Source organism: Streptomyces sp. NBC_01320 (genome assembly GCF_035974375.1).
In the GTDB taxonomy this organism is placed as follows: Bacteria; Actinomycetota; Actinomycetes; order Streptomycetales; family Streptomycetaceae; genus Streptomyces; species Streptomyces yanii.
This window is the reverse complement of the sequence record NZ_CP108390.1, coordinates 1001449-1026054: the sequence shown is the minus strand read 5'-3', so window position 1 is coordinate 1026054 and position 24606 is coordinate 1001449. Positions and strand designations below refer to the sequence as shown.

Here is a 24606-nt window from a genome sequence, read left to right as displayed (position 1 = left end):
CACCCCGCCCCGGCCGCACCCGGGGTCACGCACCGAGGAGCCACCACAATGAGCCGCAAGTCCGTACTGATAGCAGGCGAGTCCTGGACCGTCCACAGCATCCACCAGAAGGGCTTCGACAGCTTCACCACCACGGAGTACGCGGAGGGCGTCCGCTGGCTGCGGGACGCGCTGGAGGCAGCCGGCTGGGATGTCACATACCAACCCGCGCACGTCGCCGCCACCGACTTCCCCTCCACCGCCAAAGAGCTGTCCGCGTACGACTGCGTCATCATCAGCGACGTGGGCGCGAACACGCTGCTACTGCACCCGGAGACGTTCACCAGGTCGGTGGCGCGTCCGGACCGGCTTGCTGTGCTCCGTGACTGGGTCCGTGACGGCGGTGGGCTGATCATGGTCGGCGGCTACCTCACCTTCCAGGGGGTCGACGCCAAGGCCCGTTACGCGGGTACGCCGGTGGAAGAGGCGCTGCCCATCACGATGCACCCCTACGACGACCGCGCCGAGAACCCGGCGGGTGTCGAGCCCAAGGTGGAGTTGGCCGGCCACCCGTCCATCGCCGGCGTCCCCGACGCATGGCCGCACCTGCTCGGCTACAACGCCGTCGTCGCCCGCCCCGAGGCCGACGTGGTGGTCTCCGCAGGTGGCGACCCGCTGGTCGCCACCTGGTCCTACGGCAAGGGCCGCTCCGTCGCCTTCACCTCCGACTGCGGCCCGCACTGGGCCCCGCCGGCCTTCACAGACTGGAAGGGTTACGGCCCGCTGTGGGACGGTATGGTCTCCTGGGCGGCGGGGGTCGACCGATGACGCCGACGACGCCCGTCACCCCCGGACCGGGCGCCGGTCCGGAGACCGTCTGGCTGAACCGGGCCTCCTGGGGCAGGCCCGGCGACCCGCTGGTCGTCTGCCTGCACGGCATCACCTCCAACGCCGCCTCCTGGACCGATGTCGGCCCCCGCCTCGCGGAGCTCGGCTTCCACGTCCTGGCACCGGAGCTGCGCGGACACGGCGAGAGCCCCCGGCCCGACAGCGGGTACGACACCGCCACCCTGCTGGCAGACCTGCGGCAGGTGCTCCCCGCCGACATGGACGTCCTGGTCGGCCACTCCTTCGGCGGCTACCTCGCGCAAGAAGGGGTCCTGCGCGGGATCTTCCGTCCGGGTGCCCTGCTGCTGGAGGACCCCGTCTCGCATCAGCCGGACCCGGAGACCCCCACCGACATGCTGGAGTGGGACCGGCTGAACCTGCCCCGAACCATCGAGGGCACGCTGGAGCTCAACCCCGGCTGGAGCCGCAAGGACGCCGCCGGCAAGATCCTCAGCCTGGAACAGGTCCGCTGGGACGGGGCGCGTGCGGCCTTCGCCGGGAACGCCCCCTGGGACCAGCGCCCGGCGGCGGCTCTGATCGCAGCCCGGCAGCCCACCGCCTGGCTGCTTCCCGGCACCAGCCGATTCGTGCCCGCCGAGGACGCAGCCGCGCTCGTCGCCGCCGTCGGACCGGACTCCGTCGTCACCGTGGAGAAGGCCGGACACAGCATCCACCGCGACGACCTCGGTGCCTTTACCGCGCTGGTCGTCCGGCTACACCGAAGGGCGGCCGGACGATGATCCGTATTGAACCCGGGCCGGAGGACTACGCCTTCACCGTCGGCGGCCGGCCCGCGTACGTGACGGTCCCGCTGTGGGAAGAGTTCGAGGTCTTCACCGAGGACTGCTTCTCCGGCCGGATCACCGCCGTCACCGACAAGCCCCGCGAGGTCGCGCCCTTCCCCCGGGTCAACCCGCTCACCGGCCCGGTGGAGTTGTCCGGGGTACGCGGCGGTGACATCGTCGCGGTGCACCTGGCCGCGCTGGAACCGGCCCGCACCTGGGGTGTGTCCACCCTGTCCCCGGGCTTCGGAGCCCTGTCCGGCACCCGCAACAGCCCCAACCTCCAGCCGGAGACCGGGGAACAGGTCTGGATCTGGCGGACCGACCCGGAGTCCGGCACGGTAGCGACCACCACCGAGGACGGGCGGCGGCTCCAGGTACCGCTGCGCCCCTTCCACGGCACCGTCGCCGTCGCCCCCGCGCACGGCGAGGTCCGCACCAGCACCGTGCCCGACGCCTACGGCGGCAACCTCGACATCCCCGCCGTGGCCGCCGGTGCCACCCTCTATCTGAAGGCCAACACAGACGGCGCGCTGCTCAGCATCGGCGACGGCCACTACGCCCAGGGAGACGGCGAGTTCGCCGGTACGGCGGTCGAGGGCGCGATGCGCACCCGGTTGCGGGCGGGGGTGCTCGCCGCCGCGCACCCGGACGCCGAGGGTTTCGACTGGCCCCGGCTGGAGACCGACGACGAGATCATCGCCATCGGCTGCGGCCGGCCGCTGGAGGAGGCCGTGAAGGTCGCTCTGAACACGCTGGTGCTCTGGGTCGCCACGGCCTGCGGACTGCCGCGGGCCGATGCCTACCAGCTGGTGTCCCAGGGCTGCACGACCCGCCTCGGGAACCTGGTCAACCCGTCGTACACCGTGACCGTCGCCCTGCCCAAGGCGCTGCTGCCCGGCGCTCCCCGGCTGATGTCGGGACTGCACGACCGGCTGCGCCACCCGGGGGAGGACCGATGAGCGGCTCCTTGTCCGCCGGTACGGCGGACTCCGTCGCCTCCGCAGGTCCGTGCGTGGTCGTCGTCGGCAGCGTCAACGCCGACCACCGCATCGAGACGGTCCGGCTTCCCGCTCCGGGAGAGACCGTACTGGGCGGCCCGCCGGCCGTACTCGGCGGCGGCAAGGGAGCCAACCAGGCCGTGGCGCTGGCCCGCCTCGGCCACCGTGTTGCGCTGGTCGGCGCGGTGGGCACCGACCCGGCTGGCGAGCGGCTGCGGCAGGACCTGGCCGCGGAGGGCATCGACGTCACCGGACTGACCGGCGCGGACACCGCGACCGGCCAGGCCGTGGTGCTGGTGGACCCGCACGGCGAGAACTGCATCGTGGTCTCGCCCGGCGCCAACACCCGCGTGGGCCCGGACACCGTACGGGCCCACGGCGGCACGGTCGCCGGGGCCGCCGTCGTGGTCGCCCAGCTGGAGATACCGATGGACGCCGTGGTCGAGGCGGCCCGGCTCACCGTCGGCACCTTCGTGCTCAACCCCGCCCCGGCCGCCGAGGTCCCCGAGGAGCTGTGGCCGCACATCGACGTGCTGGTCCCCAACCGGGTCGAGCTGGCCCAGCTCTGCGGAGCCCCGGTGCCACGGACCGCCGAGGAGGCCGCGGAGCTGGCCCTGCGGCTGCCCTGCCCGCGCGTGGTGGTGACGCTCGGCGGCGACGGCGCCCTCGTCGTCGACGAGGAGGGCACCCTGGTGCTCGCTCCGCCGGTGGTGCGCGCGGTGGACACCACGGGCGCGGGTGACTGCTTCTGCGGCGCCTTGGCGGGTGCGCTCGCCGAGGGGCGCACCCTGCGCGAGGCGGCGGCCCTCGCGGTCCGGGCGGCCGGATACAGCGTCCAGCACAGCGGGGCCCAGGCGGCGATGCCGACGCGGGAACAGGCCGGCCTGCCGGAGACGGCCGGACCACCGGCCCCGGTGGCACGCTGACGTTGTGGCTGTGGTGTCGGCGTGCAGGAGTACGTCCGGTGCTCCGGCAGGGTGCCTGGCCGCCGTGGATCCCTTGGCCCGGGTCGCCCGGCCGGTCGGGGCAGGGGTGTACGGGGCCGCCGGCCCGGAGGGCTGCCCGGTCCGCCCTCCTGGGCGCCCGGCCGGTCTAGAAGGGCTGCCTGCCCCCGCGGCCGGGTGGGCGGGGGCTTCTCCGGGCGGGGCCCTGAACGACAAGGGCCCCCTCGGCCGCCCGCTCGCCCGGCACCGGCCTTCGGCCGGAGGCAGCGGGCCGGATGAAGGGCCCGGCGGGGCGGGAGACCGGCCACGACCTCGCCGGCAACCGAACAGCGTTCCGACAGACTTTGTGAGGCACACGTGAGTACAACAACGGCAATCGAGGCGGCCACGAATCCCGGCCTGCCGGAAGACACCACCGCCGACGGCCTGTACGAGGTCACCGAGGCCACCACCCGCGCCGCCCGCACCGCCCCGGTGCTTGCGGCCCTCGGGCGGGCCGGCCGGGGCCGTCTGCTGGCGGCCATGGCGGACGCCCTGTGGGCGGACCGCGAGCGGCTGGCCGCCACCGCTGACGAGGAGACCGCGCTCGGCGTCCCTGCTCTGCTCGCCGAGGTCGCCCGCACCGCTGATCAGCTCCGGCTGTTCGGCCGTGTCCTCGACGAGGGCTCCTACCTCGGTGTAACCGTCGACGCCCGCAGCGCGGACGGCACCGCCTTCCCCCCGGTGCGCCGCTGGCTGGTGCCGCTGGGCCCGGTTGCCGTCTTCGGCGCCAGCAACTTCCCCTTCGCGTACGGCGTAGCGGGCGGTGACACCGCCTCGGCGCTCGCCGCCGGGTGCCCGGTCGTCGCCAAGGAACACCCCTCCCACCCGCGGACCTGCGCGCTGGTGCTGGACACCCTGCGCCGCGCCGCGACCGGGGCGGGGGCGCCCGCCGACGTCGTGACCATGGTGTCGGGGTTCGAGGCCGGCGCGGATCTCGTACGGTCCCCGCACCTCGCGGCCGTCGGGTTCACCGGCTCCGTCGGCGGCGGCCGCGCCCTGTTCGACCTCTGCGCCGCCCGGCCGTCCCCGATCCCGTTCTACGGCGAACTGGGCAGCGTCAACCCCGCCGTCGTGCTGCCCGGAGCGGCCCGTAACCGCCCCGTCGACCTGGCCCGCGTGCTGGCCGACTCCGTTCTGACCCGCGGCGGCCAGGTGTGCACGAAGGCCGGGCTGCTCTTCCTGCCGAAGGACGCCGACGGTGACGCCGTCCTGGAGGCGCTGCTGGCCCGGGTCACCGGGACCGCCTGGCCGGTCCTCCTCAACTCCTCGATTTGCGCCGCCTACGTCGCCGGCACCGCCGCCCGCGCCGCTCTTCCCGGCGTCCGGGTGCTGACCCGTGACGAGCCCAGCGCGGGGGGCCGTCTCGACCCCGTACCGCCGGTGCTGCTCACCACCGACGCCGCCACGCTGCGAGAGAACCCCGGGAGCGCCTTGTCCGAGGAGTGCTTCGGCCCCTGTGCGCTGGTCGTCCGCTACCGGGACACCGAGGATCTGACCGCCGCCCTCGCCGCCCTCGCCCCGTCTTTGGTGTGTGCCCTGCACGCCGACGACGCCGACGGGGACACCGCACGCGCCGTGCTGCCGCTGCTCGCCGCCGGCGCCGGCCGGGTCGTGTGGAACGACGCCACCTGCGGTCTGCGCGTCGGCTGGGCCACCCAGCACGGCGGCGGCTACCCCGCCTCCACCGCCTCCGGTACCACCAGCGTCGGCGCCGCCGCCATCGGCCGCTGGCTGCGCCCCGTCGCCTACCAGGGGGTCCCGGCCGGATTCCTGCCCGACGAGCTGCGGGCGGGCGACGAAGGAGACAGCGCGGGCGAACACGCCGTGCCCTTCCGCCTGGACGGAGTCCCGCTGCCCTCCCCCGAAAGGAAGAACCGATGAGATACGCGATCGCCGGTGCCGGAATCGTTGGCCTGGCCGTGGCACGGCGCCTCCTGCTGGACCGGCCGGGCTGCGAGGTCACCGTCCTGGAGAAGGAGGCGGAGGTGGCCGCCCACCAGACCGGTCACAACAGCGGTGTAGTGCACGCGGGCCTCTACTACACGCCGGGTTCGCTGAAGGCGACCCTGTGCCGACGCGGCGGGTCGCTGCTGCGCGAGTACGCCGCCGAGCACGGCATCCCGTACGAGGAGGCCGGGAAACTGGTGGTCGCCGCCGACGCGGAGGAGGAGCGCCGGCTGCGCCCGCTGTACGAGACCGCCCGCGCCAACCAGGTGCCCGGCCTGACACTGCTGGGCCCGGACGGCCTGCGCGACATCGAGCCCGAGGCCCGGGGCCGGGCAGCGCTGCACTCCCCGCACACCGCCGTGATCGACTTCCGGCAGGTGGCCCTCGCTCTGGCGCGGGACATCCGTGACCTGGGCGGCGAGGTGCGCACCGGCCGGGCCGTGAACGGCGTGCGCCAGGACGCCGCCGGTGTGCTGGTGACCACCGGGCCGATGAGCGCGGAACCGGCCGGTACCGGACCGGGGAGCACCGAACTGCGGGCCGACCGGCTGATCCTCTGCGGCGGGCTGCACAGCGACCGCCTCGCCCGCCTGGCCGGCGGATCGCCCGACCCGCGGATCGTTCCGTTCCGAGGCGAGTACTACCGGCTGGTCCCGGAGCGCGCGGGACTCGTGCGGGGCCTCATCTACCCGGTGCCCGACTCCCGCTACCCGTTCCTCGGCGTCCACCTGACCCGTCGGATCGACGGCACGGTCGACGTGGGCCCCAACGCCCTGCTTTCCCTCGCCAGGGAGGGCTACCGGCGACGGGACCTCGTGCTGAAGGACCTCGCCGAGACTCTGTCGTGGCCCGGCACCTTGCGGATGGCCGGCCGCCATTGGAAGGCGGGCGCCCGCCAGCTGCCAGGCGCCCTGGCACGCGGCCGGTTCGCCGCACAGGCACGCCGCTACGTACCCGCCCTCGAAGCCGCCGACCTGCGGCGGGTGCCGGCCGGGGTCCGCGCACAGGCGGTCGGACGGGACGGCGCCCTCATCGACGACTTCCGCATCGAGACCACGGGCCGTGTCACCGCCGTACGCAACGCACCGTCGCCCGCGGCCACGTCCTGCCTGGCCATCGCCGAGCACATCACGGCCCGGCTGGACGAGCCCCTTCCTTGACCGGACGGCCCCGCACCCGTACCCGCGTCACCACCGCACCGAACCAGTGAAAGGCCTCCGACATGGCCAGGACACCGGGCACAAGCATTCCGCCCCGCACGCGCGACGAGGTCCTCGTCGCGCTGCGCCGTACCGTGCGGGGTGAGGTGACGGCCGACGCCGGCCGCCTCGCGCAGTACTCCGCCGACGCCTCCAACTACCGCCGCACACCCCTGGCCGTGGTCTTCCCCCGGGACCGCGAGGACGTCGTCGCCGCCGTCGCGGCCTGCCGGGAGCACAGCGTACCGGTGACCAACCGCGGCGCCGGCACCAGCACATCGGGCCAGGCGGTCGGCTCCGGAGTCGTCCTCGACTTCTCCCGGCATTGCAACCGGGTCCTCGCCCTCGACCCCGAGTCCCGCACCGCCCGGGTGGAACCCGGCCTCGTCCTGGACGACCTCCAGGCCGCAGCGGCCCCGTACGGCCTGCTCTTCGGCCCGGACCCCTCCACCCACAGTCGCTGCACCATCGGCGGCATGATTGGCAACAACGCCTGCGGCTCGCACTCCCTGGCCTGGGGGCGCACCAGCGACAACGTCGTGGAGCTGGAGGTGCTCACCTACAGCGGCACTGTGCTGACCGTCGGTCCGACGACCCGCACCGAACTCGACGCCGCCGTCGCCGAGGGCGGCGAACGGGGTCGGCTGTTCGGCGCTGCCCGTGACCTGGCCCTGGGCAATCTCTCCCTGCTCCGTACCGAACTGGGCCGCTTCCCGCGCCAGGTGTCCGGCTACGCCCTGGAGCATTTGCTACCGGAGAACGGTTTCAACCTCGCCCGCGCCCTCGTCGGCTCCGAGGGCACGTGCGCGGTCATCCTGTCCGCCACCGTCTCCCTGGTCGAGCGGCCCGCCCACCGGGCCCTCGCCGTCCTCGGCTACCCCGACGCCTGCCAGGCCGCCGACGCCGTTCCGGCACTGCTGGAGCACGCGCCGATGGCGCTCGAGGGCCTGGACCGCACCCTGGCCGGTATGGTGCGCGGCGCCGACGCCAAGCGGGCCGTGGAGGAGCTGCCGACCGGCAACGCGTGGCTCTTCGCCGAGGTTGGTGCCGACACCCCCGAGGAGGCGCTCGCCCAGGCGGAGGCCCTGGCCGAAGCCGCCGCCCGTACCACCGGATTCACCGACTCCCGCACCACAGGTGACCCTGCCCGGCAGCGCTCCCTGTGGCGGGTCAGGGAGGACGGGGCGGGTCTGGCCACCCGGCTCCCCGACGGGTCCGAGGCCTGGCCCGGCTGGGAGGACGCCGCGGTACCGCCCGGTCAACTGGGCTCCTATCTCCGAGAGTTCTACGCACTGATGGACCGCCACAGCCTGCGTGGCGCGGTCTACGGGCACTTCGGCGAGGGCTGCCTGCACGTCCGTATCGACTTCGACTTCGCCACCCGCGAGGGGACCGCGGTCTTCCGGTCCTTCCTCGCCGACGCCGCTCGCCTGGTCGCCGCGCACGGCGGCTCGCCCTCGGGCGAGCACGGCGACGGCCAGGCCCGCTCCGAGTTCCTGCCCCTGGTCCACAAGCCCGCCACCATGGCCCTGTTCGAGAGGTTCAAGGACACCTGGGACCCCGCGGGCGGCCTGAACCCCGGCATCATCGTCCGCGCCCTGCGCGCCGACCACGACCTACGCCGGGACCCGGACCGACCGCTGATCCTGCTGGAGACCGTCCTGTCCTACCCCGAGGACGGCGGGGACTTCGCGCGCGCCGTCGGCCGCTGCGTCGGCGTCGGCAAGTGCCGCACCACGGCGGTCGGCGGTTCGGTGATGTGCCCCAGCTACCGCGTCACCCGTGACGAACGCGACTCCACCCGGGGGCGGGCACGGCTCCTGTACGAGATGGCACAGGGCGAGGTGATCACCGACGGGTGGCGTTCCACCGAGGTGCGCGACGCGCTCGACCTGTGTCTTTCCTGCAAGGGATGCAGCACCGACTGCCCTGTCGGGGTCGACATGGCCTCGTACAAGGCCGAGTTCCTGCACCACCACTACCGCCGCAGGATCCGTCCGCTGTCCCACTACTCGATGGGCTGGCTGCCACTGTGGTCCCGGGCCGCCTCGGTGGCACCCCGCGTGGTCAACGCCATCACCCGGTCCCGGCTGGCGCCGCTGATCAAGCGCGCGGGCGGCATCGCGCCAGAGCGGCCCATCCCGGCCTTCGCCGAGGGGACGTTCCTGAACTGGTTCCGCGCGCGCCGGGCGGTGGAAACCGGCGGGGAGCGTGGCCCGGTGATGCTCTGGGTGGACTCGTTCAACAACCACTTCAGCCCCGAGGTGCTGCGGGCAGGTGTCCAGGTACTGGAGTCGGCGGGCTTCGAGGTCCACGTTCCGCCAGGCACCCAGTGCTGCGGTCTGACCTGGATGACCACCGGCCAGCTGGGCGTGGCCCGCAAGGTCGCCGGGCGGGCCGTCGAGGCCCTGTCCGCGGCGCCGGACATGCCGGTCGTCGGACTGGAGCCGAGCTGCACCTCCGCGCTGCGCTCCGACGTGCCCCGCCTGCTGGACACCCCGCAGGCGCACGCCACCGCGGCCCGGGTACGGACCTTCGCCGAGTTCCTCCTCGAAGAGGCCCCGGACTACGTTCCGCCGCAGGTGGGCGCCCGATCCCTGAGCCAGACGCACTGCCACCAGCATGCGGACGGCGGCTCCGGCGCCGACGCGGAGCTGCTGCGCCGCGCGGGCGTGGACAACACGGAGGTGCCGTCCGCCTGTTGCGGACTGGCCGGCAACTTCGGCTTCGAGCGCGGGCACTACGACGTCTCGGTGGCCGCCGCCGAACAGGCCCTGCTGCCGGCGTTGCGCGCCGCCGACCCGGACACCGTGGTCCTGGCCGACGGTTTCAGCTGCCGGACCCAGATCCAGCAGCTCGGCGACCGCACCCCGGTCCACCTGGCCGAACTGCTGGCCGCCTCCGGTGACACTCCCGCCGTCCCCTGACCGGGCACCCGAGGCGCCCCGGCACCCGGGCACCACCGCCGGGGTGCCGGGGCGCCACGTCCTCGGCCGAGGAAGCCGACGCGCATGTGGTCGCGGATGTCGGCGTCCTCCGGGCTCAGGGGAGTCGCCGTGATCGGGGCTCCGGCGGCCGGTTCACCCTCGGGCTCGGGGCCCCTCGGGAGAACCCGATGACCCGTGGCAGCAGCCAGCTCACGCCGATGCGGCGATCGGCGCTGTCGTCGCCTGACCGCCATCCGCGCCACAGAAGGCGCGAACAAGACCTCATATCCATCAGTGCCCCAGAGATCCGCCGGTTGATGGGCCACATCGTCGTCACGCGCCACTGCCACAGCAACGAGCGCCATCTGCACTGGTCACGCTTCCGACGACGCAGCCAGGCCCGAGTCGCCGCTCCCACTACAAACGCCAAGGCCACATCAGTAGCGGGCGCCTCCGACCGTCGGCCCTGTGTGGCAAGGCTTGGCTGCTTCGTTGCCTTGGCCGGTAAGCAACTCCATCGGTGTCGCGGCTGGGGCAGTCGGACAGCCCGCCGTGGAAACGTGCCAGGCCAGAATGCTTGTCGGCAATCTATGAGCATGATAAGAATCATTCGAATCTGATTAACCGATGTGAGCTGAGGAGCTGAGCGCATGACGCAGCGGGAGTTCGAGGACGGATGGTTGGAACTGGATGGCTTGCGCATCCACTACACCGAGTGGGGGAATCCGGCCGCCGAGCCCGTGGTGATGCTGCACGGGTTGAACGTTCAGTGCCACACCTGGGATCCGATCATCCGAGAGCTGCCCGGGGACCCTCATGTGATCGCGATGGATATGCGTGGCCACGGTGACAGTGATTGGGCGCGTTCGGGCTACCGGGTGCGGTCGATGGCCCGTGACGTCCACGGATTGATCGACGCGCTTGGACTCGGGCCGGTCAACCTGGTTGGGCACTCCGCCGGCGTGCGAGTCGCCATCGCGGTCGCTGGGGAGCGGCCTGAGACAGTTCGCCGTCTGGCCCTCTCCGACGCGGGGCCTGCCAACTCGCCCTCGGGCGCGGTGGCGATGCGCGACTTCATCCAGGCCACAACCAACCTGAAGGGCTTTCGGAACGAGAAGGAGGCCCGCGAGTTCTACCTGGGCCACCACCCCGAGTGGCGTGAGGACTTCATCGATCTGCACGTGAAGTACCAGCTGCGACGCAACTGGGCGGGCAAGCTTGTCCCCAAGGCTGACCCCGACGTCCAGTGGATCACTGGATCGGTTTCGCTGCCGGATGTGAAGTACCTGTGGGAGATGTCCCGGCTGCTCACCATGCCCACGTTGCTCATGGTGGGCAGGACCAGCAACGTCCTCGACGAGGCCGTTGTCGACAGGATGCTGGCGACGATGCCCAACGCGACGACGCGCTGGTTCGACACCGGACACTACGTGCCGCGTGAGGCTCCCGAGGAGTTCACCGGTGTGCTGGGCAAGTTCCTCGCCGCGGAGGCGTGACCATGGCCACCGGGCGTGAGCTCTATGCGCGCATGCGCAGCGTTCTCGAGGTTCCGATCCTGAACGACAAGTTCTGGTCCAAGGTGCCCACGGTGCCCGCGGACGCGATCATGGTCGACCTGGAGGACTCCGCGACACCGACCACCAAGTCGCTTGTGAGGGAGCGAGTGATCGCGGAACTGGGCGATCCGAAGCATTTCGGCGGTCGGCACGTCATCGTGCGGGTGAACAACCTGGATACGCTCTGGGGCCGAGCGGACCTCGAGGCCCTTGCCGAAGCGGAGGGCGACTTCCTGGTCTGCTACCCGAAGGTTGACACGGCGGAGGAGCTCGCGGAGGTCTCCGCGATCCTGCGAGCCGGCCGGGCCCCCCGCGGGCTGCATGTGATGATCGAGACCGCTCGCGCCGTGCAGAACCTCGATGCCATCGCGGGGTCGGAGGGTGTCCACGGACTCCATTTCGGGTACGTGGACTACGCCTCGGACGTCGGATCCCGTGCCTTCGACGAGAGCGGGGCCGACCTGTACGGGCCGGCCAATCACTTCGCGCGGGCCGCGATCTCGGTCGCCGCCGCGGCACACGGACTCTTCCTTACCGGGGGGTCCCTCATCCCGGAGTACAAGGACCTGGAGAAAGTCGAGCGGTTCGTCAGGGTCTGGGCCGACACCGGCTACACGGCATGCATCGCCGTCTCCCCGGCACATCTCCCCGTCATCAACTCTGTGATGACACCGTCCGGTTCCGAGGTCGAGGCCGCACGCGAGGTCTGCGGCAGCTATGAGGACGCCGTGAAACAAGGCGCCCCTGCAGCAGTGCTCAACGGACGGGTCATCACCCTCCCCGACTATCGCGTGGCGGCCCGGCTGATGGCCCGGGCGGCGCACCCCGGTGACGGAGAAAAGTAGATGCGCAACATCATCATCGCAGGCGGAGCCAACGCCGGTCTGAGCGCCGCCCGGGAGCTGAGGCTCTCCGGATTCGACGGATCCATCCAGGTCGTCGATCGGGATCCCCGCGGGCCGTACCGCAGGCCCGAGACATCCAAGGGCATGCTCGACGGACGCACGACCAGGGCGAAGGCCGCCATCCCGTGGCCCGAGGAACTCCAGGTGGAGCGCTTCGTGGGTGTGACCCTGACGGCCCTCGACCCGGCGTCGCGAACGGTCCTGATCAAAACCGCAGCCGGGACAAGGGCGTTTCCGTTCGACGGACTCGTGATCGCGACCGGTTGCGAGGCACGCCCTTCTCCCTTCGGCCCGTCGATCGGTGGCGTACACACGCTGCGTGACCTCGAGGACTCGGAGGCCATGCGTCCCGATCTCGACACGGCACACAGGGTAGTGATCATCGGAGGCGGCTTCATCGGCCTTGAGGTGGCCTCGGTGGCGCGGGGGCTCGGCAAGGACGTGACCGTGGTGGAAGCGGCCCCGCAGCCGCTGGCCCGCCTGCTCGGCAGGGGGTTCGGTGAGTATGTCGCGCAGCGGCATCGCGACCGCGGCGTCCGGCTGATCACCGACGTGACCGTCAAGGGACTTGCCGCAGGCCCGTCGGGCCGGGTGGCCTCGGTGGTGCTGTCCACCGGTGAGTCACTCGACGCGGACGTGGTCCTGGTGGCCATCGGCTCGGCACCGGCGACGCGCTGGCTCGAGGGGTCCGGTATCGACCTCCACATGGGCGTGTCATGTGACCGGACCTGCGCGGTGCCCGGCGTCGCCGGCGTGGTCGCGGCCGGCGATGTCGCGAGCTGGATCAATCCGCGGTACGGCCGCCGGATGCGCGTGGAGCACTGGACGAACGCAATCGAACAGGGCACCTATGCGGCCCGCCGCCTGCTGGGGGTGCACGATCCGGACGGCTTCGCCAGTGTCCCCTACTTCTGGTCCGACCAGTACGGAGTCAAGCTGCAGAGCATCGGCTCCACCGTAGGCCATGACGAGGCCGTCGTCCTGGAGCAGACCGATGAGCGTCTGCTCGTCGCATACGGCCGTGAGGGCCGACTGGTCTGCGTTGCCGGCTGGAACGCGGGCGCAGTCGTGATGAAGCAGCGCCCTTTGGTGTTGGAGGGCGTCCCGCTGGACGAGGTGCTGACGGCCGTCACCGCGCCGCAGCGGAGCCACTGATTTCGAAGGGTGCTGGGAGGAGACATAGTGGACAAGGTTGTGGACAATGCCCGGGCTGCGGTAGCCGGAATCCGAGATGGTGCCTTCCTGTCGGTCGGCGGCTTCGGACTCTGCGGGATCCCGAGCGTGCTCATCGGGGAGCTGCACGCCGCCGGAGTGAGCGACCTCGAAGTGGCTTCGAACAACTGCGGGGTCGATGACTTCGGCCTGGGAATCCTGCTTCGGGATGGGCGGATCCGCCGGGTGATCGCCTCGTATGTGGGCGAGAACAAGGAGTTCGAACGGCAGTACCTGTCCGGTGAACTCGAATTGGAACTCACCCCGCAGGGGACGCTCGCCGAGCGGCTGCGAGCGGGAGGTTCCGGGATCCCGGGCTTCTACACCACCACGGGTGTCGGAACCGTCGTGGCCAAGGGCGGTTTGCCCTGGCTCTACGGGCGTGACGGATCGGTGATCAAGGCGTCTCCTCCCAAGGAGTCGAAGACCTTCCGCGTCGCCGGAACGGAGCAGGAGAGCATCCTCGAGCACGGCATCGTTACGGACTTCGGTCTGGTGCGGGCCTGGAAGGGCGATCGCCACGGCAATCTGGTCTTCCGTCAGAGCGCACGCAATTTCAATCCGCTGTGCGCGATGGCAGCCCGGTTCACCATTGCCGAGGTCGAGGAGCTGGTGGAACCGGGCCGACTGACCCCGGACGAGATTCACCTGCCGGGCATCCACGTGCACAGGGTCCTTCCGCTCACCGAGGAGCAGGCCGCCGACAAGCACATCGAGCGTCTCATGGTCCGCGGACCAGCCCTGAGGAAGGTTGCCGAACATGGCACTCACGCGTGATGAAATGGCGTCCCGTGCGGCACGCGAACTCACTGACGGCTCTTATGTGAATCTTGGGATCGGACTTCCGACCCTGATTCCGAACCATATCCCCGACGATATGGAAATCGTCCTTCAATCGGAGAACGGAATACTCGGAGTCGGACCGTACCCATGGGTCGGCGAAGAGGATCCGGATCTGATCAATGCAGGCAAGGAAACGGTGACACTGCACCGGGGAGCGTCATTCTTCGACTCTGCCGACTCCTTCGCAATGATCAGAGGCGGGAAGGTCGACGCGGCCGTTCTGGGTGCCATGCAGGTATCGGCCCGGGGCGATCTGGCCAACTGGATGATCCCTGGCAGGATGGTCAAGGGTATGGGCGGCGCCATGGACCTGGTGCACGGCGCCAGGAGGGTGATCGTGCTGATGGAGCACAACGCCAGGGGCGGGGAGTTCAAGATCGTCGATGAGTGCAGCCTGCCGCTGACCGGCAGGGAAGTGGTGCACCGGATCATCACCGACCTTTGCGTCATGGATATCGCCGACCGCACCCTTGTACTGCGAGAGCTTGCCGTGGGTGTCACCGAGGCGGAGGTCCGGGAGCGTACCGGCGCGCCGTTCGATGTCCGCCTGGACTGACATACCCCCTTCTTGAGTCGTTCGCGCCCCTTGGGGACGGATGCGAATTTGAGCATCGGCACACAACCCACCGTGCGTGGGTGCAACACAACCCCCGCATTCGGCATTGCGCCATGCGGCATGGGCCGGTCAGGTATGCCCGTCTGAATTCTGGCACTGGCCGACCTTTGTCGAAGATATCGGCCTTGTAAGTATCTGCGGACCATTGTTCTAAATGAAGAATCCGAGTAATGTCCACCGCCATGTACTGGATGTCCCATTCTGCTTGTGCGGGACGACCCCCAGAGCGCGGTAAATCACCGAAGAGGACTGAGAGTTAGAGATGAAAACGGATCCGGAGGGAACAACTGCCGTGCGAACAACTGCAGTTCGCGGATTGATGCATCTGATCGACGGTGAACTGAGTGCTGGCACAGGTACATTCGAGATTATCTCGCCCTGGACAGAGCAGACAGTTGCCGAGACCCCGTGCGCCACCCTCGACGAGGCTGAGCGGGCGGTCGCGGCGGCACGACGGGCCTTCGACGAGGGCCCCTGGCCCCGGATGAAGCCCGCGGAGCGAGCCGAGATCCTCCGGCGTTTCGCCGACCGTCTGCAGGTCCGGCGCGACGAGCTGGTCGGGATTGCCATCCACCAGGCCGGAGCCGTGCGTTCGCTCGCACAGGGGCTGCAGACGGACGCTCCGCTCAAGGCCGCCTTCGAGTACGCCGACACGGCCGCGACATTCGAGGAAGTCGAGTCCCACGTCGTCGACGGCCAGCCGATGTCGGGGGCCGTCGGTCGACGCAAGCTGCGTCTGGTGCAGCGGGTCCCCGCGGGAGTCATAGGCGCCATCACGCCGTTCAACTACCCCTTCCGGACAAGCGTCCAGAAGGTCTTCCCCGCGCTCGCCGTCGGTTGCACCGTGGTACTCAAGCCGCACCCGACCACATCGTGGGACTCGGCCCTGATGGCACAGGCCGCCCAGGAGGCTGGGCTTCCTGCCGGCGTCCTCAACATTCTGCTTGGCGCGGGCGCCGACGTCGGCGAGCTACTGGCCCGGGACGCACGCGTGGACAAGGTCAGCTTCACCGGCAGCACGTCTGTCGGGCGGCGGGTGATGGAGCTGGCTTCTGCCACCGTGAAGAACGTCGTCCTTGAACTCGGCGGCAAGTCGGCCAACATCGTCTGTGCGGACGCCGACCTGGACAAGTTCTTCGCAAGCGAGCCCGGAAACCTCAGGCACGCCGGGCAGGGCTGCGGCCAGCTGACCAGGCTGCTGGTCGAGCGGAGTATCTACCGCGAGGTGGTGGCACGGGTGGCGGAGCAGATGCAGCGGATTCCGCTCGGCGCACCCGAGGACCCCGCCACCGGGCTCGGACCCGTCGCGAACAGCAGCCAGTACAAGCGGGTGCTCGAGTACATCGAGATCGGGCGTCAGGAGGGAGCCACCCTCGTCTGCGGTGGGCAGCCGTCGCAGGCGCATGATGTCGGCTTCCACATCCAGCCCACGCTCTTCTCCGATGTCGACAACAGCATGCGGATCGCAAGGGAGGAGATCTTCGGGCCGGTGCTCGTGGTCATTCCCTTTGACGACGAGGCCGACGCCGTCCGAATCACCGAGGACTCCGACTACGGCATCAATGCGTCCGTCTGGAGCCGGGACACCGAGAAGGCGTGGCGCGTCGCCGCCAGGATCCGAACCGGAAGCGTGGGGATCAACTGCCTGGCCAATGTCACGGCCGGCCCGCACGGCGGGTTCAAGCAGACGGGCATCGGCCGTGAGTGGGGCAAGTACAGCCTCGACGAGTACGTCGAACTGCGCGCCTACGAAGTCCACGAATGACATGACGCAGCCGTCTGGGGGACGACTGCACTCCATCCGAAAACCATGCCCGAACAGAAGCAGGGAAAAAAATGAAGGAACTTGAAGGCCGGATCGCGTTCATCACCGGTGCGGCGTCCGGAATGGGGCGCGCCAGCGCCCTGCTGATGGCCTCCGAAGGGGCCACCGTGATCGTGTCCGACATCAACGAGGAGGGCGCCGAGGCGGTCGTCAAGGAGATCGAGGCGAGCGGCGGCTCGGCCGTCGCGAAGGTGCTGGACGTCACCAAGCCCGACCACGTCACCGCGTGCATCCAGTCCGTGGGTGACCAGTTCGGCCGCCTGGACGTGCTCTATGCCAACGCCGGGACTCCGGGTGCGACGGGAAGCAACGTCACCCAGGAGGAGTACGACTTCTCGACCGGCGTCAATCTCACCGGGGCCTACTTCGCGGCGCAAGCGGCGATCCCGCTGCTCAAGGAGTCCAAGCACACCGCGTCGATTCTCTTCACCGCGTCGACCGCCGGACTCGTCGGGTCCTTCCTGTCCCCCCTGTACTCGATGTCCAAGGGCGGCGTGGTGATGCTCGCCAAGGCGCTCGCTCTCTCCCTGGCGCCGAAGATCCGCGTCAATGTGATCTGCCCGGGACCGATCGACACCCCGATGCTGCCCAAGTTCTGGTCGCGTGAGCAGCAGGACGGCGTCGAGGAGCGGCTCGACAACTGGGTGACCAACGACATACCCCTGGGGCGCCGCGGACGCCCCGAGGAGATCGCCCAGGCCGCCCTCTTCCTGGCAAGTGACCGGGCGAGCTTCATCACCGGTGTCGCGCTGCCGGTCGACGGAGGCTTCGTCGCGCGATGACGTGCAGATCCGCTGAGCGATCCCGTCCGCCGAAGGACATCCACCACCGCCCACAACACCCATACCAAGCAGAGAGCTGGAAACGGTCACATGACGAAGGACCGAATAGCATCATCGAACGATTTCTCGCGTCGTAACTTCCTGCAGGTCGCCGGACTCGGGGGGATGGCCCTCGCAGGCATACCCGCCCTCGCCGCCTGCGCAGGTGATGCCACGATCAGCGGTGCGGCGGCATCCGCAGGCGCCGGCCCGATGCTGATGGATCACCTCATCGCCAACGTGGCAGCCTTCGACTCCACCGACCGGGCTTTCAAGCTGTCGGCGAAGGCCCTCCAGTGCGCGCACACGTTCACCTCACACGACGGTGACATGCAGAAGGCGTTCTCGCAGGAGCTGCTCTTCCCCTCGCTCAATGTCAAGGGCGTGCACTCCTACCTGGTCGCGGACGCCGCCCTGGACCGCTACACCAAGGTGCTCGCCGACGCGAAGATCGCGCACAGCAACCTGTCCAACCGGCTGCCCTGGTTCGCTCCCAACGACCCCAAGTTCAAAGGCTACTTCATCGGAAATGTGGGCGGCCCCTTCGCGGAGGAGGCCTACATCATCACCAAGCTGCTGCTCGAGCGAGGCGGCGGCAAGGGACAGGCCATTTTGCTCGGAGGCCCCAAGGGCGGCCTGTCGGAGACCGCGCGCAGGTTCGGCGTGAACCTCGCGCTCAAGGAATTCCCCGATGTGAAGGTCGTGGCCAACGCCTACACGGACTGGGACACCACCAAGGCGCAGACCCAACTGGCAGCACTGCTGCCGACCTATCCGGACGTCAAGTTCGTCGTGGCGCTCAACGACGGTGTGGCACTCGGCGCCCTCGCGGCACTGAACGCGGCCCGGAACACCACCGCTCTGGTCTGCGGCATGGACGGTGACCCCGCTTTCCTCCAGCGCATGCAGAAGGAGGAGCGCATCGTGGCCACGTCGGCCGGCCTCATCGCCTTCTCCGGAGTCCTTGCTGCGGTCCGGCTCTACGACTTCCTCAACGGTGTGAAGTTCCACCCGCTGGAGGTCTTCATCGACACCGACTCGGTGATCGTGGACACCCCGGAAGCGGCTGCTGAACTGCATAAGATCACCGGTCCGGACGCGCCCCTGCTCTGGGATGCCACCAAGATGTCGCGCCACCTCCAAGGCGACAAGTGGATCCTGCCGCACCAGTGTCTGGTCTCGAACCCCACGAACTTCGCGTGGGGCGACAAGCCCGGCACCAACCCCACGCCGCGTCCGAAGAACTTCAGCTGGCCCGACCCCTACCAGGCGGCGCTGGACAAGGGCGACTTGGACGTGGTCAACGCCGACTGGCAGAAGCGCTTCGTCGACCCGTACGCCTCCGTGCGAGCCAAGGCCAAGACCAAGGAAGGCGCTCTGGGCACCTTCAAACGGATCGGTCTGATCTGAACCGGTACCCGTTCCCGCGAACACAGAGAACAGTGAGGATTTCCATAATGCAGAAGCGGCTTGCAGGCAAGACCGCCCTGGTGACGGGGGCCGCGCACGGCCAGGGGCGGTCGCACTGCCTGAGGCTCGCCTCCGAGGGTGCCGACATCATCGCCATCGACCTGTGTGCGCAGGCCCTGGATGTGGCTTACCCCCTCGGGTCATGGGAGGCTCTGAAGGACACCGCACGGCAGGTGGAGGCGCTCGGCCGGCGCTGTTTCATCGCCAAGGCCGACATCCGCGACCGCGCCGCGCTCGATAAAGTCGTCGAGGACTCGGCGGGGGAGTTCCCCGCACTCGACATCCTCGTCGCCAACGCTGGCGTGGGTTCCTACGGACGCGTTCTGGAGACTCCCAAGGAGGTCTGGGACCAGGTCATGTCGGTGAACATGACCGGCACCTTCAACACGATCCAGGCATTCACGCCGCGCATCGTCGAGGGTGGTAACGGCGGATCAGTGATCATCATCAGCTCGGTCTCGGGAATCAAGGGGCTGCCCTTCACCGGTGCGTACGCGGCGTCCAAGCACGGGCTGCAGGGCCTGGCCGCGGTGCTCGCCCAGGAGCTGGCCGAGCACAACATCCGAGTGAACACCGTCAACCCTGGTCCGGTATCCACCCCGCTGACCAGCGACAAGACAGGGCCGGCCCTTCTGACGGGCGACCACCCCGACACCCTGCTCTTCAAGGGGTCCTTCTCCCCGATGCTTCCGCTGGACGGGGGCTTCATGGACGCCAAGGAGATCAGCGCCGCGGTCGCGTGGCTTGCCTCGGACGACTCGCGGTTCGTGACGGGACTCGCGGTGCCGGTGGACGCCGGCGTCATGGTCCGCTGATCCATCGCCGGCCCCGCCGCGGCGGCAGCCTCCTGGAACACGAAAGAAAACGAACAGGACAGGAAGAACGCGAATGTCGAAGATTGCTCCACGACTCTCTGCCTACGCAGACAAGTACCAGCGCATCCGATTCGAGCGCAACGATGCTGGTGTCCTCGTGGTCACGCTGCACACCGCCGGCGCTTCGCTGGTCTGGGACACCACCGCCCACGACGAGCTCGCCTACGCCTTCACCGACATCGCCTGTGATCCGGAGAACCGCGTCGTGGTCCTCACCGGTGAGGGCGATGCCTTCTGCGACGCGATCGACTTCTCGAGCTTCGTGCTCAACGGCCCCAGCGACTGGGACAACTCGGTCTTCGAGGGACAGCGCCTGCTCAACAACCTGCTGAGCATCCGGGTCCCGGTGATCGCCGCCGTCAACGGTCCGGTCAGCCAGCACTCCGAGATCCCGATCCTGTCGGACATCGTCATCGCGGCGGACACCACCTTCTTCCAGGACGCGCCGCACTTCCCCGGCGGCATCGTGCCGGGTGACGGCGTGCACATCGCATGGCTCTACACGCTCGGCCCCAAGCGCGCCAAGTACTTCCTGCTCACCGGCCAGAAGCTGGACGCGGCAGCGGCCCTGGCCGGCGGAGTGGTCGACGAGGTACTGCCCGCTGACCAGGTGCTGCCCCGTGCGCTCGCACTCGCCAACGAGATGGCGCAGAAGCACACCCTCGCCCTGCGCTACACGCGTGAGGTCCTGACCCGAGGAATCAAGGGCCTCATGCACGACCAGCTCGGCTACGGCCTGGCCCACGAGGCGCTCGCCGCCCTCGACTTGTAATCACGCTGCCAGGAACTGATAGGAGACGCATATGCGTGGCTACTCGGTGGAAGCGCCGCAGCCGGTGGGCGGTGACAAATGAGCACGGGCACCGTTCCGGCCGCTCCTGTACTCCAAGCACGCGGTATCACCATGGCCTTCCCAGGCGTCAAAGCGTTGACAGATGTCTCCCTGCACATCGATGAGGGGGAAGTCATCGGGCTCGTCGGGGAGAACGGAGCCGGCAAGTCGACGTTGCTGAGCATCCTCTCCGGATCGCTGAAGCCGAGCTCCGGTGAGATCCACGTCCGCGGCGAACTGTGCAACCCGTCGAGCTACTCCAAGGCCAATGAGGCAGGAATCTTCCGGGCCCACCAGGACCGCGGACTGATCGACAACCTCACCGTCGCGGAGAACCTCTATCTGGGTCACGAAAGGCGCTTCACGGTGTCCGGCCTCCTGCAGCAGCGCAAGCTGCGAGCGGCGGCCCGTGACCAGATCGAGGCGGACGACATGCTCCGGGGCAGGGTCGGGGAGCGGGACGTGGTCGCCGACCTGCCGTTGGACCTTCGGCAACTCGTCGAGATCGCACGCTCCTTCGCCGTGGCCGAGCTCCTGGACGTGGCCAAGCCGCTCGTCCTGCTCGACGAGACGACGGCTTCGCTCAACCAGGACGAGGTCATCGATCTCTACAAGCACATCCGGTCCCGCCGTGACCGCGCTTCCTTCGTCTTCGTCAGCCACCGGCTGAACGAGATCCTCGACCTCTGCGACCGGGTCTACGTACTCAAGGACGGCGTGCTCGTGGCCGAGCGCAAGGTCAGCGAGACGAGTGAGGACGAGCTGTACCGACTGATGGTCGGGCGGGACCGCGAGGAGAACCACTATTTCGAGAACCGCAAGCGCACCGAGTTCGGCGAAGTCCTCCTCAGTGTGAAAGACCTCGGCGCCGGCAGCGACTTCGTGGACGTCTCGCTCGACGTGCGTGAGGGCGAGATCCTCGCCGTCGGCGGGATCGCGGGCTGCGGCAAGTCGCATCTCGCCCGTGCCGTCGCCGGTGACCTGCGCTCGACCGGCGAGATCCGGGTCAAGGGTGTCCGCCTGCCCAACGGCCGCCCGGCGACCCGGGCCGGGAAGGTGGCGTACGGGCCACTGGACCGGCACGCCGAAGGGGTCAGCCTGCTGCAGAGCATCCGCTGGAACATGACCTGGTCGTGTCTGCAGAAGGTGCGCAGGGGCCCGTTCCTCGACACGGCTCGTGAACGCCGCATGGTCGCGGAGGCCATGGAGAGGTACCGCGTCGCCGCCCCCTCCATGGAGACCCAGGTCGGGTCGCTGAGCGGTGGCAATCAGCAGAAGGTGATGCTTGCCCGGCTGGCTCATTCGGGGGCGCGGGTTCTGATACTCGACAACCCCACGCGCGGGGTGGACGTCGGAGCCCGGCAGGAAATCTACGGGCACCTGCGGGACCTCGCGGACGAGGGTTTCTCCATCCTGGTGATCAGCGACGACCTGCGTGAGCTGATCGGTATGGGAGACCGGGTCGCGGTGATGCGTGACGGTCGAGTGGTGCACACATGGAGCCTCGAGGAATCCCGAGAGCTCACCGAAGAGCAAATCGTCGCGAGGATGGTGTAGAAGTGTCGAAGGTACTCACCGGAAACCCGGTGGAGGCTCCACCAGGTCCCCGCCGCATCGACAAGAATGCCTGGTACAAGGTCCTGGGATCGCGGCTGCTGCCCTATGCCCTGCTGATCGCCCTGGTTGTCTACTTCACTGCGAAGACCGACCTCTTCCTGACCGCGGACAACCTGAACACCATTCTGCGCTCCTCGGCCGTGCTGGCGGTCATAGCGTGTGCCTCCACGCTCGTGATCGTGGCCGGCAGCATCGACCTGTCGGTGGGCGGGGTCGCGGCCCTGACCGGAACGATCGCGGTCTACCTGACGACCGAAGGGCACCCCAACGGGGTCTGGCTGGCGCTGCCGATCGGCCTGTTGTGCGGCCTGCTGAACGGCTTCCTGGTCGCCTACGTCAAGCTGCCGTCGTTCCTGACGACGCTCGGGGTGCTCTTCATCCTCAACGGCCTCGCCCTCCGTATCACCGGAGGATCCTCCCAGATGCTGGCCAACCCCACTCTGGACGGCTTGATCAATGACTCCGACGTGCTGGGGATCCCCAACATCATCTGGTGGGCCGTCATCGCCTTCGTCATCGTCTCGATTCTCGCGTACCGGACCCCGTTCGGGCGTCATGTCTACGCGATCGGGGGCAACGAGCGGGTCGCCCGTCTGTCGGGCCTCAACGTGGAGCGGACCAAGCTGCTGCTCTTCAGCCTGTCGGGCCTGCTTGCCGGCGTGGGCGGTCTCATGCTCATCGGGCAGGGCAGCGGCTCGTCGCCCGGGATGGGTGACTCGTTCCTCTTGAACGCGATCGCAGCGGTCGTGATGGGCGGCACCGCTCTCAACGGAGGCAGCGGCGGGCCGAGCCGGACCATCGTCGGCGTCCTGGTTCTGGGGATCGTGACCAACGGCATGACGTTGACCCATGTGGACCCGAACTACCAGACCGTCATCTTCGGCGTGATCGTCCTGCTGGCCGTCGTCGTGACCGTGCGCCGCTCCGAGACTGGCGTCGTCAAGTAGCAGCGGGGCGCCCGACGGATCCGGGTACGACGCAGCCCCAAGGCACGCGTCACCGGTGACTGTGAGCAGTATCGAGAGAAGGAGTGAAGGATGACCGACGTACGCTTCGACGACCGCGTGGCACTCGTTACGGGGGCCGGCGGCGGAATCGGACGGGCGCACGCGCTGTCGCTCGCCGAGCGCGGGGCCAAGGTCGTGGTGAACGACTACGCCGTGAACATCAAGGGCGACTCGGAGCCGGACGACCGGGCCCAGGCCGTCGTGGACGAGATCAGAGCCCTCGGCGGCGTCGCGGCCGCCAATCGGGACAGCGTTGCCGACGCGACAGGTGCCCAGGCGATGGTGCAGCAGGCGATCGACGAGTTCGGCCGCATCGACGTGATCGTCAACAATGCCGGGATCAACGCCTCCGACAAGATCGAGAACGAACCCGGTCCGGCCTACCAGCAGCACATGTCGGTGCACCTGGAAGGCCAGTTGATGACTGTCCGGGCTGCCTGGCCGTACTTCGAGCGGCAGAACTACGGCCGCATCGTCAACACCAGCTCTGCGGCGGCGCTCGGTTTCGTACAGCCCGACGGCACATGGTACGGCTCCTACGCGATCGCCAAGGGCGGCGTGCTGGCGGCGACCCGCCAGATGGCCGGCGCAGGGGCCGGCCTCAACATCAAGGCCAACGCGATCCTTCCCCTGGCGATCAGCCGCATGGTCTCGCCCCTGATCCCGGGGACCTCGGTGCTCGACTACATGGAGCGGCACACCGGTCCGGAGCACGTCGCCCTGGCCGCGGCGGTCCTGGCCTCGGAGCAGTGCCCGTCGACCGGCCAGGCGTTCAGTGTCAGCGGCGGCCGCATGGCCGTGCTGGTCTTCGCATCTCCGCTCGGCTATGCGGACCCCGAGCTGACACCCGAGAAGGTGCTGGAGAACTGGGGACAGGTGATGGGTGAGCAGGACAAGGAGCACCAGCTGCTCAACTACTACGAAGCCGTTGACAACGCATTCGAGTACACCCTGCTGCAGCGCGCGGGCATCGGAGCGGAGATCGCCCTGTGATCCGGCACATCGCGGTGATCACACTCAAGCCGGAGTGTGCGGACGCACAGGCACAGCAGCTCATCGACATGATCGCCGACCTGGCCGAGCACATCGCAGAGGTCAAGTGCTTGAGCGTGGGGAGAAGTGTCGGCCTCGACGGGTCGGCTACCCATGATGTCGCAATGGTCGCTGACTTCGTGGGTGTCGCCGAGCTGAAGACCTACCTCGAGCACCCCCGTCACCGGGCGGTCTCCGCGTTCGTGGCGACCATCAAGGAGAAGGCGACTGGGGCTGACTTCGAGGTCGTCGGCGCCTGAACCGGCGCCTCCGGGATTCGGCGGCA

At 69.2% G+C, this 24606-nt stretch carries 21 protein-coding genes; all 21 read left to right on the top strand.

Annotated features, from left to right (window positions below):
* The first annotated feature begins 48 nt into the window (after positions 1-48).
* Entirely contained in the window at positions 49-807 is a 759-nt protein-coding gene (locus tag OG395_RS05115) for a glutamine amidotransferase (RefSeq protein WP_327241798.1), read from the top strand.
* Positions 804-1607: an alpha/beta fold hydrolase gene (locus OG395_RS05110; RefSeq protein WP_327241797.1), complete on the top strand. Its 804-nt coding sequence runs from the start codon at positions 804-806 to the stop codon at positions 1605-1607. Before OG395_RS05115 ends, OG395_RS05110 begins: the two co-directional genes overlap by 4 nt.
* The gene (locus tag OG395_RS05105; protein ID WP_327241796.1) at positions 1604-2611 is read left to right on the top strand and encodes an acetamidase/formamidase family protein; all 1008 of its coding nucleotides are present in this window, start codon (positions 1604-1606) and stop codon (positions 2609-2611) included. The genes OG395_RS05110 and OG395_RS05105 overlap by 4 nt, the downstream gene beginning before the upstream one ends.
* A complete protein-coding gene (locus OG395_RS05100; RefSeq protein WP_327241795.1) occupies positions 2608-3576 on the top strand; it encodes a ribokinase in 969 nt (322 codons plus the stop codon). The genes OG395_RS05105 and OG395_RS05100 overlap by 4 nt, the downstream gene beginning before the upstream one ends.
* Positions 3577-3951: 375 nt before the next feature.
* The gene (locus OG395_RS05095; protein WP_327241794.1) at positions 3952-5517 is read left to right on the top strand and encodes an aldehyde dehydrogenase family protein; all 1566 of its coding nucleotides are present in this window, start codon (positions 3952-3954) and stop codon (positions 5515-5517) included.
* Entirely contained in the window at positions 5514-6743 is a 1230-nt protein-coding gene (lhgO, locus tag OG395_RS05090; RefSeq protein WP_327241793.1) for an L-2-hydroxyglutarate oxidase, read from the top strand. The genes OG395_RS05095 and lhgO overlap by 4 nt, the downstream gene beginning before the upstream one ends.
* A gap of 62 nt (positions 6744-6805) precedes the next feature.
* A complete protein-coding gene (locus OG395_RS05085) occupies positions 6806-9709 on the top strand; it encodes an FAD-binding and (Fe-S)-binding domain-containing protein (RefSeq protein ID WP_327241792.1) in 2904 nt (967 codons plus the stop codon).
* A gap of 650 nt (positions 9710-10359) precedes the next feature.
* Positions 10360-11205, top strand: a complete 846-nt coding sequence (locus OG395_RS05080; RefSeq protein WP_327241791.1) for an alpha/beta fold hydrolase — start codon at positions 10360-10362, stop codon at positions 11203-11205.
* A 2-nt stretch (positions 11206-11207) separates the two neighbouring features.
* On the top strand, positions 11208-12110 hold the full coding sequence (locus OG395_RS05075; RefSeq protein WP_327241790.1) for an HpcH/HpaI aldolase/citrate lyase family protein: 903 nt from the start codon (positions 11208-11210) through the stop codon (positions 12108-12110).
* Positions 12111-13325, top strand: a complete 1215-nt coding sequence (locus OG395_RS05070) for an NAD(P)/FAD-dependent oxidoreductase (protein WP_327241789.1) — start codon at positions 12111-12113, stop codon at positions 13323-13325. It begins immediately after the preceding gene.
* A gap of 27 nt (positions 13326-13352) precedes the next feature.
* On the top strand, positions 13353-14159 hold the full coding sequence (locus OG395_RS05065) for a CoA transferase subunit A (RefSeq protein WP_327241788.1): 807 nt from the start codon (positions 13353-13355) through the stop codon (positions 14157-14159).
* Positions 14143-14781 (top strand): CoA transferase subunit B, encoded by a 639-nt coding sequence (locus tag OG395_RS05060; RefSeq protein ID WP_327241787.1) that lies wholly within the window; start codon positions 14143-14145, stop codon positions 14779-14781. The genes OG395_RS05065 and OG395_RS05060 overlap by 17 nt, the downstream gene beginning before the upstream one ends.
* Positions 14782-15160: 379 nt before the next feature.
* The gene (locus OG395_RS05055; RefSeq protein WP_327241786.1) at positions 15161-16606 is read left to right on the top strand and encodes an aldehyde dehydrogenase family protein; all 1446 of its coding nucleotides are present in this window, start codon (positions 15161-15163) and stop codon (positions 16604-16606) included.
* Between the two features lie 71 nt (positions 16607-16677).
* Positions 16678-17448 (top strand): SDR family NAD(P)-dependent oxidoreductase, encoded by a 771-nt coding sequence (locus OG395_RS05050; RefSeq protein ID WP_327241785.1) that lies wholly within the window; start codon positions 16678-16680, stop codon positions 17446-17448.
* Positions 17449-17538: 90 nt separating this feature from the next.
* Positions 17539-18897, top strand: coding sequence for a sugar ABC transporter substrate-binding protein (locus OG395_RS05045; protein ID WP_327241784.1), 1359 nt, complete (start codon positions 17539-17541; stop codon positions 18895-18897).
* Between the two features lie 47 nt (positions 18898-18944).
* Positions 18945-19772, top strand: coding sequence for a mycofactocin-coupled SDR family oxidoreductase (locus OG395_RS05040; RefSeq protein WP_327241783.1), 828 nt, complete (start codon positions 18945-18947; stop codon positions 19770-19772).
* Positions 19773-19845: 73 nt separating this feature from the next.
* Positions 19846-20604, top strand: a complete 759-nt coding sequence (locus OG395_RS05035) for an enoyl-CoA hydratase/isomerase family protein (RefSeq protein WP_327241782.1) — start codon at positions 19846-19848, stop codon at positions 20602-20604.
* Between the two features lie 78 nt (positions 20605-20682).
* Positions 20683-22221, top strand: a complete 1539-nt coding sequence (locus OG395_RS05030; RefSeq protein WP_327241781.1) for a sugar ABC transporter ATP-binding protein — start codon at positions 20683-20685, stop codon at positions 22219-22221.
* 2 nt (positions 22222-22223) lie between these two features.
* Positions 22224-23228, top strand: coding sequence for an ABC transporter permease (locus OG395_RS05025; protein WP_327241780.1), 1005 nt, complete (start codon positions 22224-22226; stop codon positions 23226-23228).
* A 90-nt stretch (positions 23229-23318) separates the two neighbouring features.
* Positions 23319-24281, top strand: a complete 963-nt coding sequence (locus tag OG395_RS05020; protein ID WP_327241779.1) for an SDR family NAD(P)-dependent oxidoreductase — start codon at positions 23319-23321, stop codon at positions 24279-24281.
* Positions 24278-24580: a Dabb family protein gene (locus OG395_RS05015; protein WP_327241778.1), complete on the top strand. Its 303-nt coding sequence runs from the start codon at positions 24278-24280 to the stop codon at positions 24578-24580. Before OG395_RS05020 ends, OG395_RS05015 begins: the two co-directional genes overlap by 4 nt.
* The last annotated feature ends 26 nt before the right edge of the window (positions 24581-24606 follow it).

Coding starts and splice junctions, on each gene's coding strand:
- OG395_RS05115 (WP_327241798.1), top strand. CDS start 49: ATGAGCCGCAAGTCCGTACTGATAGCAGGCGAGTCCTGGACCGTCCAC.
- OG395_RS05110 (WP_327241797.1), top strand. CDS start 804: ATGACGCCGACGACGCCCGTCACCCCCGGACCGGGCGCCGGTCCGGAG.
- OG395_RS05105 (WP_327241796.1), top strand. CDS start 1,604: ATGATCCGTATTGAACCCGGGCCGGAGGACTACGCCTTCACCGTCGGC.
- OG395_RS05100 (WP_327241795.1), top strand. CDS start 2,608: ATGAGCGGCTCCTTGTCCGCCGGTACGGCGGACTCCGTCGCCTCCGCA.
- lhgO (WP_327241793.1), top strand. CDS start 5,514: ATGAGATACGCGATCGCCGGTGCCGGAATCGTTGGCCTGGCCGTGGCA.
- OG395_RS05085 (WP_327241792.1), top strand. CDS start 6,806: ATGGCCAGGACACCGGGCACAAGCATTCCGCCCCGCACGCGCGACGAG.
- OG395_RS05080 (WP_327241791.1), top strand. CDS start 10,360: ATGACGCAGCGGGAGTTCGAGGACGGATGGTTGGAACTGGATGGCTTG.
- OG395_RS05075 (WP_327241790.1), top strand. CDS start 11,208: ATGGCCACCGGGCGTGAGCTCTATGCGCGCATGCGCAGCGTTCTCGAG.
- OG395_RS05070 (WP_327241789.1), top strand. CDS start 12,111: ATGCGCAACATCATCATCGCAGGCGGAGCCAACGCCGGTCTGAGCGCC.
- OG395_RS05060 (WP_327241787.1), top strand. CDS start 14,143: ATGGCACTCACGCGTGATGAAATGGCGTCCCGTGCGGCACGCGAACTC.
- OG395_RS05055 (WP_327241786.1), top strand. CDS start 15,161: ATGCATCTGATCGACGGTGAACTGAGTGCTGGCACAGGTACATTCGAG.
- OG395_RS05050 (WP_327241785.1), top strand. CDS start 16,678: ATGAAGGAACTTGAAGGCCGGATCGCGTTCATCACCGGTGCGGCGTCC.
- OG395_RS05045 (WP_327241784.1), top strand. CDS start 17,539: ATGACGAAGGACCGAATAGCATCATCGAACGATTTCTCGCGTCGTAAC.
- OG395_RS05040 (WP_327241783.1), top strand. CDS start 18,945: ATGCAGAAGCGGCTTGCAGGCAAGACCGCCCTGGTGACGGGGGCCGCG.
- OG395_RS05035 (WP_327241782.1), top strand. CDS start 19,846: ATGTCGAAGATTGCTCCACGACTCTCTGCCTACGCAGACAAGTACCAG.
- OG395_RS05030 (WP_327241781.1), top strand. CDS start 20,683: ATGAGCACGGGCACCGTTCCGGCCGCTCCTGTACTCCAAGCACGCGGT.
- OG395_RS05020 (WP_327241779.1), top strand. CDS start 23,319: ATGACCGACGTACGCTTCGACGACCGCGTGGCACTCGTTACGGGGGCC.